Origin of the sequence: Variovorax sp. KBW07, assembly GCF_003852515.1 — a bacterium.
Classification (GTDB): domain Bacteria; phylum Pseudomonadota; class Gammaproteobacteria; order Burkholderiales; family Burkholderiaceae_C; genus Variovorax.
Genome location: NZ_QAJK01000198.1, coordinates 1495 through 12795 on the forward strand (window position 1 = coordinate 1495; position 11301 = coordinate 12795).

Consider the following 11301-nt stretch of genomic DNA (forward strand, 5'->3'; position numbering starts at 1 on the left):
CGCCCTGAACAGCGCCCTGAATGAACCGAGCAGCAACCGAACAGCAGCAAGAGCCTCAGCGCGAAGTCTTGCTCAGCAGCGTAGGCACCAGATACCCGTCGCGGTACACGCTCTCGATGGTTCCATCGACGCGATCGGCGGAATGCGCCGCCACGAACTTCTCGTCCCCCTGCCGATAGACCACGATGGTGCAAGACGAGCGCTTGCTCAGAATGCGGGCTACGCCTGTGGCTTGGCGAAGGGTCGGGTATGTCTCCATGAATGTCCTTGTCGGTCTTATGCCCTGGATGGTAGTACTTAGGCGCTCAAATTAGGTGTTTCGGTTTGCACTTTTTGCGCTGCACCAACCAGCCGGCCGCCCCATGCGGCCCTTCGATGCCTCTCCGCAACGCCCTGCCATGTCCCTGGCTTGAAGTCCGTCGATAGAAAGGCGACATTTCCCGGTCAAACCATCGACACGACTCATATGTCCAACGCCAGGCTGCCCTCTTTCAAATTCCTGATCGGCTTCGAAGCCGCTGCGCGCCTGGGCAACTACTCACGCGCGGCGGAGGAGCTTTGCGTCTCGCAATCCGCCGTCAGCCACCAGATCTCGCAGCTGGAGCAACAGGTCGGCCAGCCGCTGTTCCGGCGCAAGGGTCGCGGGGTGGAACTGACCGTGGCCGGGAGCCTGCTGCTCGACAGCGTGAGCAAGTCGCTCGAGCAGATCCGCAACGGGCTCAGCCGCATCGAGACCTACATGGACGACCGCCTCGTCACGCTGGTGTGTCCCGCGCCCATTGCGAGCGGGTGGCTGCAGCCGCGCATCGACCAGTTGCTGCAGGCGCACCCTGACCTGTGCCCGATCATCTCGGTCGACGAAAGCGCCCGCTTCATCGACGAGCTCGATGTGGACATCGCGATCACCCGCGAGCCGCTCCGGCAGGAAGGCGTGTTCGAAGTGCCGCTGCTGACCGATGAACTGGTGGCCGTCGGCCCGCCCGGGCAGCAACAAGACAACCCCGGCATCGGCCTGCTGTGCCTTGAAGACGATCTCACCAGCGAACGCATCGGCCCCTTCATCCGCGCGCATTTTGGCAGCCTGCGCAAGGCCGCGATCTACGACGATTCGCGCCTCCTGCTCGACGCGGCGCTGCGGGGCCGGGGCATCGCGCTGGTGTCGCGGCTGCTGGCCGACGATGCCTTGCGCACGGGCCGGCTCCAGCAACTGCCGGCTTACCCGGGCTTGCCGCTGGGAACCCTCTGGATATCGCGCACCGAGGGCCCCTCGCGGCTGCCGCTGGTGCGCGATGTGTTCGACAGCCTGCTGCAGTTTTCCCGATTGGATGACCAAAACATGAGCAACATCGATCAATCAGTCCAGAAAACATCAATTGTGTAGATGGATGAGGGTCTACAGAATCGGGAATCCATTCGTAGTAACCCTTATCAGCATGAAGACTCGACGCACTCTCCTGGGCCTTGGCGGCCTCGGACTCATCAACGGACTCGTGAGCGCCTGTGGCGGCGGTGGTGGTGGCAGCGGCGGCCTGCCGACGCCCTTCCCCATGCCCATGCCTTCTCCCGCACCGGCTCCCTCCCCCTCGCCCGAAACCGCCTGGCGCATGCCCGACGAAGGCGGTGCCCATCGCGCGGTCTGGATGGCCTTCGCGGCGCGCGAGTCGATCTGGACGGCCGAAATGCGCCAGCCGGTGCACCAGGCGTTGGCGCGCATCGCCAATGCCATCAGCGTCTACGAGCCGGTCAAGATGCTGGTCAACCCGGCGGATGCCGCCACGGCCCGCCAGCTCTGCGGCTCCAACGTGCAACTGATCGAACACCCCATCGACGATCTCTGGATGCGGGACACGGGCTGCGTGTTCGTGCGCAACGCCCGCGGTGAACGGGCGGCCGTGAGCTTCAATTTCAACGGCTGGGGCAACCAGCAGGCCCACGCGCGCGACGCCACGGTGGCGGCCCGCATGGCCGAGCTTGCCGGCGTGCCGCTGTTGCGCAGCACCCTGGTGCTGGAAGGCGGCGGCATCGAGGTCGATGGGCAGGGAACGGCCATCATCACCGAGAGCTGTGTGCTCAACAAGAACCGCAACCCGGGCGTGAGCAAGGCCGAGGCGGAGAAGGAACTCAAGCGCGTGCTGGGCCTGGAAAAAATCATCTGGCTGCCGGGCATCGCGGGCCGCGACATCACCGACGGCCACACCGATTTCTATGCCCGCTTCATCAAGCCCGGCGTGGTCGTGGCTGCGCTGGAAACCAACCCCGAGTCGTTCGACCACGCCGTGACGCGCCGCCATCTTGAACTGCTGAACGTGGCCACCGACGCAAGCGGCCGCGCCTTGCAGGTCATCACGCTGCAAACGCCGGGCCAGGTGCGGCCCGCCTTCGCGCGCAAGGATTTCGCGGCCGGCTACGTGAATTTCCTGCTCACCGACAAGGCCGTGTTCCTGCCCGAGTTCGGCGATGCCGTGGCCGACCAGGCGGCCCGCACGGCGCTGGCGGCGCAGTTGCCGAGCCACCAGATCGTGCAGCTGGACATCGACGCCATCGCCGCGGGCGGTGGCGGCATCCACTGCACCACGCAACAGGAACCGGTGTGACCCGGCGCCTCTCTCAAGGACCGACAACATGCACTTTTCAATGACCCGCCGCCGCCTGCTGAACGGACTGGGCCTTGTGCCGCTGGGCCTGGGCCTGGCTGCAGCTTCGTCTTCGTCTTTGTCGTTCGCGGCAACGTCCGAGGCCTGGCGCATGCCGGACGAAGGCGATCCCCACCGCGCCACGTGGATGTCTTTCGGCGCCAGCGAAAAGGTCTGGGGCCGACGCCTGCTGAAGCCGGTGCGCGAGCAACTTGCCCTCATCGCCCGCACCATCGCGCAGTTCGAGCCCGTGCACCTGCTCGTGCGCGAGCAAGAGCACGACATGGCCGCCAGGCTGTGCGGCAACCGCGTGCAGCTCGAGGTGCAGCCCATCGACGATCTCTGGATGCGCGACACCGGCCCGGTGTTCGTGCGCAATGCCGCGGGCGAATGGGCCGGCATCGACTTCAACTTCAACGGCTGGGGCGGCAAGCAGGCCCATGCGCGCGACGCCGAGGTGGCCGAGTACGTGACCGACGCCGCCGAAGTACGGCGGCTGGAGACGCGGCTCGTGCTGGAAGGCGGCGGCATCGAGGTCGACGGCGCGGGCACGGCCATCATTACCGAGAGCTGCGTGCTGAACGCCAACCGCAACCCCGGCTTGCGCAAGGACGCCTGTGAAGCCGAGCTCAAGCGCCTGCTGGGCCTGCGCAAGATCATCTGGCTGCCCGGCATCGCGGGCCGCGACATCACCGATGGCCACACCGATTTCTATGCGCGCTTTGCCGCGCCGGGCGTGGTGGTGGCCGGCCTGGACGACGACCCCGACTCCTACGACCACGCCGTGACGCGGCGCCACCTGGAGATCCTGCGGCAAGCCACCGATGCGCGCGGGCAGCGCCTGCGCGTGGAAGTGCTCAAGGGGCCCGAGACGGTGCGCGGCGCTTTCGAGACGGACGAATTCGCGGCGGGCTACATCAACTTCTATGTCTGCAACGGCGCCGTCATCGGCCCGCAGTTCGGCGACACGCGCGCCGATGCCAACGCCCGCGCACTGCTGCGCGACCTGTTCCCGAAACGCGAAGTGGTGCAGCTCGACATCGACGCCATTGCCGCAGGTGGCGGCGGCATTCACTGCACGACGCAGCAGCAGCCGCGCTGATTGCGGACTGACCCGACACGGGGCTTTGCTACATTCCACGGCCGGTCCGCTCATCCCCTTGGAAAGACACCCATGCGCATCCGCCTTTCCCCGCGAGCTCTCGCACTGGTTTGCGCGCTGTGGTCGCTCCTGCCACTCGCCACGCACGCGTCGCTGGCCTGCCCATCGCCTCCTTGCGATTCGGCGGCCACCTGCGAGAAGGTGGCCGACTGGATCGTCGAAGGCGTGTTCACGCTGAACATGAACACGATCTGGCTGGAAGACGCGGTGCTGGTGCGGGGCGACTACCCCGTCCATTCCAAGCTCACTTACCTGCAGGACGCTTCACCGACCTGCTGGCCCTCGCTGCCGCCTCCGCCATTGGAAACAACGGCCAAGCACCTGTCAGGCCAACGCATACGGGCCTATGGAACGAACATGGCGGTCGCGTTCGTCTCCAAGGGTGCGATGTTTGTCGAGGTCCTGCCCAGAAAACCTTAGCTGCAGCGGCAACCCTGTCGAGTTGCCGGGCCCGTTCCACCGGGAATTTCATGCCGTCGTACCCAACGGCTGCAACCCCCTGACCCACTCGAACACCGCCGCCACCGCCGGCTCCGCACGCCGCGCCTCCTGGCACACCAGGTAGAACGGCAGCCCCGGCAACTCGGGCCCGAAGGGCTGCACCAGGTTGCCCGCGCGCAGTTCGTCCGCAATGAGCGCCAGGCTCATCAACGCCACGCCCTGCCCCTGCAGCGCGGCGGACACGGTGTGGGTCTCGTCGGAGAACACCGGGCCAGCCGACACGTCGAGGCCCGGCACCTGCGCATGCTGCTGCCATTCGAGCCAGGTGCCCGGCGGGCTCTTGCTGCTGGGCGCCGAGAAATGCAGCAGCGCGTGCCGCGTCAGGTCGGCGCGGCGGCGCAGCTTGAGCGCGGGGCTGCAGGCCGGCGCGAAGACGTTGTCGAACAGCTTCTCGGCCACCATGCCGGGCCACTGGCCGCGGCCGTAGCGGATGGCGATGTCGGCCGTGGTGCCGTCGAGCGCCACCGCGTCGTGCGACGCGTGAATGCGCAGGTCGAGCTTGGGGTGCAGCGCGCGCAGGGTGCTCACGCGCGGCAACAGCCAGCGCGCCGCGACGGCCGGCGTGGCCGACAGCGTGATGGCCTGCCTCGCGGGCGGCGCGCGCAGCCGCGCGACGGCGTTGGCCATGGCGCCGAACGATTCGCTGAGCACCGCCTGCAGCTCGCGCCCCTGCGGCGTGAGCACCAGTTGCCGCGGCTGCCGGATGAAGAGCGCCACGCCCAGCGCGTCTTCGAGCTGCCGCACCTGGTGGCTGATGGCGGTGGGCGTGACCGAGAGTTCGTTCGCCGCGAGCTTGGCGCTGCAATGCCGCGCGGCGGCCTCGAAGGCGCGCAGCGCAGCCAGCGGAGGCAATGAATGCAGTGTGGCCATGGATGAATGGATTTTTCAGCAGGGCAAAGAAATCGTCGTTTGTCGCGCTGGTGATGCTTGGATAAATTCAAAACCGTGTCAAGCAGACAGCTGAATTTCATTCACTCACTTACCTACCGAGGATCACGCCATGACCACTCTGCTCCATCTCGATGCCAGCGCCCGCCCCGGCCGTTCGGGCACCACCGTGCACGGCTCGCACTCGCGCCGCCTGAGCCACCATTTCGTTTCGGCCTGGAAAGCCACCCGCCCGCAAGACGAAGTGGTCTACCGCGACATCGGTGCCGCGCCGCCCAGCGTGGTCACGGGCGAATGGATCGAATCGGGCTACACGCCGGCGCACCTGCGCGAGCCGTGGATGCACAAGGTGCTGGCTGAAAGCGATGCGCTCATCGCCGAGATCCGCCAGGCCGACGTGCTGGTGATCGGCGTGCCGATGTACAACTTCAGCATGCCGGCGCCGCTGAAGTCGTGGATCGACAACGTGGTGCGCATCGGCGCCACCTTCGACTACGACCGCAGCCTCGAGAACCCGTACGTGCCGCTGCTGGCAGAGCGCCATCGCCGCACGGTGCTGCTGACCTCGTGCGGCAGCAGCGGCTACGGGCCGGGCGGCGTCCAGGCGCACCTGGACCTGCTCACGCCCGGCATCGCCAGCCCGCTGGCGTTGCTCGGGCTCACGGAAGTGCACAGCGTGGCGATCGAGCACGCCGAAGACCACGGCGACCTGCTCGACCAGTCGATTGCGGCCGCACTCGCGCGCGTCGATGCGCTGGTGGGCCAGCTGCAGGCCGCCTGACGGGGCGGGCCTGCGTTGCTGTGGCTGTGTTGTGCTTGAGCGTGCTTAAGCCGAGCGCAGCTGCTCGCGCAGCTTCAACCCGATCTCCGGCCGCTCCAGGAACGGATCGGCCGGGTTGGTCACCGAGACGATGTTCTCCATGCGGCTGCGCACGTTGCCCAGTGCCTTGGGGTGGCTGAACACGTAGAACTGGTTGGCCGTGATGGCGTCGAACACCTTGGCCGCGACTTCAGCGGCGGTGATCTTGCCGCTGCTCACTGCCTTGTTGCTCATGGCCTGGCCGATGAGCTGGCTCTTGGTCAGTTCGGAATCTTTCGGCGCGTTCGGGCGGTTGCGTTCGCTGCTCGTGATGCCGGTGGGCACGAAGTACGGGCACAGAAGGCTCGCGCCGATCTGGTCGGTGACCAGGTTCAGGTCCTGGTACATGGTCTCGGTGAGGCTCACCACCGCAGCCTTGGCCGCGTTGTAGATGCCCATGTTGGGCGGCGTGAGCAGCCCGGCCATGCTGGCGGTGTTGGTGATGTGGCCGCGATAGCCCGGGTCCTTGGCGGCGGCTTCGAGCATCATCGGCGTGAACAGGCGCACGCCGTGGATCACGCCCCACAGGTCGACGCCCAGCACCCACTCCCAGTCGGCCACGGTGTTTTCCCACACGAGGCCGCCCGCGCCCACGCCGGCGTTGTTGAACACGAAGTGCGGCGCGCCGAAGCGCTCCTTCACGGCGGCGGCCAGTGCTTCCATCTGCGCCGCGTCGGACACGTCGACCTTGCGCGCCAGCACCTGCGCGCCGGCGGCTTCCATCTCTGCCCTGGCCTTGTCGAGTGCGTCCTGCTGCACGTCGACCAGCACGAGGTTCATGCCGCGCGCGGCGCCGATGCGCGCGCATTCGAGGCCGAAGCCCGAACCCGCGCCGGTGAGTACGGCGGTCTTGCCCTTGAAGTCCTGAATCATTTGCCGGTGTCCTTCTTGCGTTGAATGTCTCTGAGGTAGCAACCGCTATTGAAATACGGAACGCGCACCGGCGCAGTCACGAAGGTGCCCCGCTTCCGGCGATTCAGGCCTCTGCCTTCTTCAACACATAGCCGATGCGCGGAAAGTGCACATGCACCGTGCCGACGCTGTCGCTGCTGCGCGCCAGCGTGTAGTGCGTGCGCGTGGCGGCAACCAGCGTGCCCGGCGTTTCCTCGAGGCCGAAGCTCTCGGCGCGGATGGTGACGGCGCTGCCCAGCGGAATGCCGTGGTCATCCTGGAAGGTGCTGTCGGTCAGCAGCGTGTGCGGCGTCGCGGCCTTGGCGATGGCAATGGCTTCGTCGGACGAGAACTTCTCGGGTGCACCGTGGCCGATGGCGGCCATGCGGTCCATCCAGTCGACCACCGCGGGCGTCAGATCGAGGATGGTGCGAACCGACTCGATGCGGCGCGTGTACCAGAGCGGGTGGTAGGCCGAGAAGTCGGCAATGCTCGGCACCTCGCCCAGCAGGAAAGGCTTGTCGTCGAGCATGTCCGACAGGCGGCGCAGGTACGACTTGTAGGCGCTGGTGGCGTCGGCCGGGCGCAGGCGCGTCATGTTGCCGGCGCTCATCTTGCCGCGGTCTTCGCCGAAGGCCTTGGCGGCTTCGGGCGGCGCCTTGGCAAACACTTCGGCCGCGCCCTTGGGCTGCAGGTTCCAGGCCATGGCCGCCCAGAACAGCGTGGTGTCGGCCCACTGCGCGAGGATGCGCGACAGGCCCTTCTCGGGCTCGGGGTAGAGCGTGGGTTCGGGCTGCAGGTGCTCCAGCACGTCGGCGATGAGCGCGCTGTCGCAGTACATGTCGGCGCCGATCTGCAGGAACGGCGTCTTGCGGTAGCCGCCGGTGAGCGTTTCCACGTCGGGCTTGGGCATGATCGGCGGAATGAAGACCGACTTCCACGGCAGCTTCTTGGCGCCGAGGATCAGCCGCACCTTCTCGGAAAACGGCGAGGTGGTGTAGTGGTGAAGAATCAGGTCGGCCATGGTTCGTGTTTCCTGTTGGGGGTGGATGCTCGTGGGTCTGTGTTCAGCGCGGCTGGGCCCGCTGGATGATCGAATCGAAATCGGTGCCCGCACCCAGCGTGCCGAAGGCATTGCCCCAGTCGCCGCCCAGCCGCGAGGCACAAAAGGCGCCCACCACGGCCGGTGGCGCGGTCTGTGCAAGCAACGCAGCCTGCACGGCCAGCGCCACGTCCTGTGCCAGACGACGCGCCTCCACTTCGGAGGCCATGGCCTCGATGCGTGCCGGCAGCGCGTCGGCCAGGCGGTCGAGCGCCGCGTGCTGGCCGCGTGCCGGTGCCAGCTCTTTCGCCAGCGCCGCCACGGCATCGCCCTTGCGCAGGCCACGCAGCAGGTCGAGCGCCATGATGTTGCCGGCGCCCTCCCAGATCGAGTTGAGCGGCATCTCGCGGTAGATGCGCGCCATGGTGCCCTCGCCGCCTTCTTCCACGTAGCCGTTGCCGCCCAGGCATTCCATGGCCTCCTGTGCGAAGTGGCTGCCGCGCTTGCAGATCCAGAACTTGGCGACCGGCGTGAGCAGACGCGCCATCAGGCGTTCGTGTTCGTCGCCCTGCCGGTCGAAGGCGCGGGCCAGGCGAATGGACAGCGCGGTCGCGGCTTCGCTTTCGAGCGCAAGGTCGGCCAGCACGTTCTTCATGAGCGGCTGCTCGATCAGCGGCTTGCCGAAGGCATTGCGCTGCGTTGCGTGGTTGAGCGCGATGCTCAGCGACTGGCGCATGAGCCCGCTGGTGCCCAGCGCGCAGTCGAGCCGGGTCATGGTGCCCATCTCGAGAATCTGCGGAATGCCGCGCCCTTCTTCGCCCACCAGCCAGGCGCTGGCACCATGGAACTCGACCTCGGAACTGGCATTGGCCTTGTTGCCGAGCTTGTCCTTCAGGCGCTGGATGTGAATGGCGTTGCGCGTGCCCTCCCCCATCCAGTCAGGCAGCACGCGCGGCAGGAAGAAGCAGCTCAGCCCGGCGGGCGCCTGCGCCAGCACCAGGAAGGCATCGCACATCGGCGCCGAAAAGAACCACTTGTGGCCCGTGATGGCGTAGCGCTCGCCCCAGGCGTCGCTGCCGTCGCGCACCGCCTTGGTGGTGTTGGCCCGCACGTCGGAACCGCCCTGCTTCTCGGTCATGCCCATGCCCATGGTCACGCCGGGCTTGTCGCTGAACGGCTTCAGCGCCGGGTCGTACCAGAGGCTGGCGAGCTTGGGGCCCCAGTCGGCGTACAGGGGCGCGTTGCCGCGCAGGGCCGGCGTGGCCGCGTAGGTCATGGAGATCGGGCACAGCATCGATGGCTCCAGCTCGGTGAAAAGCATGAAGCCGGCGGCGCGCAGCACGTGCGGCGAAGCCGAAGTGCCGGTCCACGGCGTGCCGTGCAGGCCCGCGCCCACGGCGGCTTTCATCAGCGCGTGGTAGCTCGGATGAAACTCCACCGTGTCGATGCGCCGCCCGAAGCGGTCGTGCGTGTGCAGCTCGGGCGTGTGGACGTTGGCCAGCCGCGCATGCGCCTGCATGTCGGCCGAACCCGCCATTGCGCCCAGCTCCTGCAGTTGCGCCAGCTGCAGTGTCGGCGCGTTGAACTTCAACGCATCGCGCAAGGGCCGGTTGGTCTCGAAGAGGTTGTAGTCCACCAGCGGTGCAGGCTGGTTGAACACCTCGTGTGTCGTTTCCATGGTCGGCCTCCTTGCCGTGCGCTCAGTTCATCCGGGTCGGCTCAAACTGGTTCAGCTCAGATCAGCTTGACCAGCTGCTTGCCGAAATTCTTGCCCTTGAGCAAACCCAGGAAGGCTTCAGGGGCGGCCTCGATGCCCTGTGCCACCGACTCGCGCGGCTTGAGCTTGCCGGTGCCCACCAGCGTGCCCAACTCGGTCAGCGCCTCGGGCCACACTTCCATGTGCTCGCTGACGATGAAGCCTTCGATCTTCATGCGGTTGATGAGGATCAGCGCCGGGTTGGCCAACGGCAGCGGCTGGCCGTCGTAGCCCGCGATCATTCCGCACAGCGCCACGCGCGCAAAGGCGTTGCAGCGCAGCAGCACTGCGTCGAAGATGTAGCCGCCGACGTTCTCGAAGTAGCCGTCGATGCCCTTCGGGCAGGCTTCCTTGAGCGCCGCGCTCATGGTCTTCACGTCGGGGTGCTGGCGGTAGTCGATGCAGGCGTCGAAGCCGAGCTCGTCGGTCACGTACTTGCACTTGTCCGGACCGCCGGCAATGCCCACCACGCGGCAGCCGCGCGCCTTGGCCAGCGCACCGAAGGCACTGCCCACCGCGCCGCTCGCAGCCGTGATGACCACGGTTTCACCGGCCTTGGGCGCAATGATCTTCACCAGCCCGTACCAGGCCGTGACGCCCGGCATGCCGACCGCGCCGAGGTAGTGCGACAGCGCGACGTGCGTGGTGTCGACCTTCTTCAGCGCGCCGGGCTGCGAGGCATCGACCACGCTGTATTCCTGCCAGCCGCCAAAGCCGACGACCTTGTCGCCGACCGCGTACTTGGGGTGCTTGCTCTCGACCACTTCGCCCACAGTGCCGCCCTGCATCACGGCGCCGAGCGGCTGCGGCTGGGCATAGCTCTTGGAGTCGTTCATGCGGCCGCGCATGTACGGGTCGAGGCTCATGTAATGGTGGCGCACCAGGACCTGGTTGTCTTGCAGCGCGGGGGTCTCGGCGGTCACGAGCTTGAAGTTGCCGGCAACGGCTTCGCCATCGGGGCGGTTGTCGAGGTGGATCTGCTTGTTGGTGGGCATGATGAGTGTCTCCAGGGGAATGTGGATTGAATGGTCGATCAGTCGGTCGAGGGCGGACGCATGGCGTTGGCGCTGGCGGGACCGGTCGGCAGGCGGCGCTTCACGTACTTGAAGGTGCCGGTGGCATGGGCGCAAATGCGCTCTTGTTCGTCGTAGATCTTGGCCTCGGTAAAAGCCAGCGTGGCGGTGCGGTGGATGAGCGTGCCGCGCGCATGCAGGGGCCCGACGGAGGGCTGCATGAAGCTGGTCTTCATCTCGATGGTGACGACGCCGGTTTCGGGTGCCACGCTGCGCGCCGCCGCGGCCATGGTGATGTCGAGGAGCGTCATGCACGCGCCGCCGTGGGTAACGTCGAAGGTGTTGAGGTGTTCGGGCTTGGCGGTGTAGACGATCTCGGACTCGCCGCCCTCGAATTTCGTGAGCTCGAAGCCCAGGTGGCGTGCGAACGGAATCTGGCTCGTGTACGAGCGGATGTTGATGTCGCTGGAATCAGATGTAGACATCTTGGGTTCTTGCTCTGCGTGTTGGTTGCTGAATAGTTGTGTTCGGGAGCGGGTGCGGGTTCATCTTTGGC

Annotated in this window: 12 protein-coding genes; 5 read left to right on the forward strand and 7 right to left on the reverse strand. The window is 66.7% G+C overall.

The features are described from left to right. Positions 1-55: 55 nt before the first annotated feature. Positions 56-259: a hypothetical protein gene (locus DBV14_RS31025; protein ID WP_124465429.1), complete on the reverse strand. Its 204-nt coding sequence runs from the start codon at positions 257-259 to the stop codon at positions 56-58. Positions 260-466: 207 nt separating this feature from the next. Between DBV14_RS31025 and DBV14_RS31030 the strand changes: the two genes are divergently transcribed. From DBV14_RS31030 to DBV14_RS31045, 4 genes are all read left to right on the forward strand, one after another. Continuing rightward, complete coding sequence (locus DBV14_RS31030; protein WP_124465450.1) at positions 467-1381, forward strand: LysR family transcriptional regulator; 915 nt, start codon at positions 467-469, stop codon at positions 1379-1381. Between the two features lie 52 nt (positions 1382-1433). Beyond that, a complete protein-coding gene (locus DBV14_RS31035; protein WP_311732875.1) occupies positions 1434-2594 on the forward strand; it encodes an agmatine deiminase family protein in 1161 nt (386 codons plus the stop codon). A 28-nt stretch (positions 2595-2622) separates the two neighbouring features. After that, positions 2623-3735: an agmatine/peptidylarginine deiminase gene (locus DBV14_RS31040; RefSeq protein ID WP_124465431.1), complete on the forward strand. Its 1113-nt coding sequence runs from the start codon at positions 2623-2625 to the stop codon at positions 3733-3735. A 72-nt stretch (positions 3736-3807) separates the two neighbouring features. Then, positions 3808-4215 carry a hypothetical protein gene (locus DBV14_RS31045; protein ID WP_124465433.1) on the forward strand — a complete coding sequence of 136 codons (408 nt, stop codon included), beginning with the start codon at positions 3808-3810 and terminating at the stop codon, positions 4213-4215. A gap of 48 nt (positions 4216-4263) precedes the next feature. Here DBV14_RS31045 and DBV14_RS31050 read toward each other — a convergent pair whose 3' ends face one another. Then, entirely contained in the window at positions 4264-5166 is a 903-nt protein-coding gene (locus tag DBV14_RS31050) for a LysR substrate-binding domain-containing protein (protein ID WP_124465435.1), read from the reverse strand. A gap of 130 nt (positions 5167-5296) precedes the next feature. On the opposite strand from DBV14_RS31050, the gene DBV14_RS31055 reads away from it, so the two are divergent. Beyond that, the gene (locus DBV14_RS31055) at positions 5297-5965 is read left to right on the forward strand and encodes an FMN-dependent NADH-azoreductase (RefSeq protein ID WP_124465437.1); all 669 of its coding nucleotides are present in this window, start codon (positions 5297-5299) and stop codon (positions 5963-5965) included. A 45-nt stretch (positions 5966-6010) separates the two neighbouring features. Here DBV14_RS31055 and DBV14_RS31060 read toward each other — a convergent pair whose 3' ends face one another. The 5 genes from DBV14_RS31060 to DBV14_RS31080 all read right to left on the reverse strand — a co-directional run bounded on the left by DBV14_RS31060 (position 6011) and on the right by DBV14_RS31080 (position 11230). Continuing rightward, positions 6011-6916, reverse strand: coding sequence for an SDR family oxidoreductase (locus DBV14_RS31060; protein ID WP_124465438.1), 906 nt, complete (start codon positions 6914-6916; stop codon positions 6011-6013). Between the two features lie 103 nt (positions 6917-7019). Then, complete coding sequence (locus DBV14_RS31065) at positions 7020-7958, reverse strand: glutathione S-transferase family protein (RefSeq protein WP_124465440.1); 939 nt, start codon at positions 7956-7958, stop codon at positions 7020-7022. Positions 7959-8001: 43 nt separating this feature from the next. Further along, positions 8002-9654 (reverse strand): isovaleryl-CoA dehydrogenase, encoded by a 1653-nt coding sequence (locus DBV14_RS31070; protein WP_124465442.1) that lies wholly within the window; start codon positions 9652-9654, stop codon positions 8002-8004. A gap of 56 nt (positions 9655-9710) precedes the next feature. Next, complete coding sequence (locus DBV14_RS31075; RefSeq protein WP_124465444.1) at positions 9711-10727, reverse strand: NADP-dependent oxidoreductase; 1017 nt, start codon at positions 10725-10727, stop codon at positions 9711-9713. Positions 10728-10765: 38 nt separating this feature from the next. Then, positions 10766-11230, reverse strand: a complete 465-nt coding sequence (locus tag DBV14_RS31080) for a PaaI family thioesterase (RefSeq protein WP_124465446.1) — start codon at positions 11228-11230, stop codon at positions 10766-10768. Positions 11231-11301: the final 71 nt, after the last annotated feature.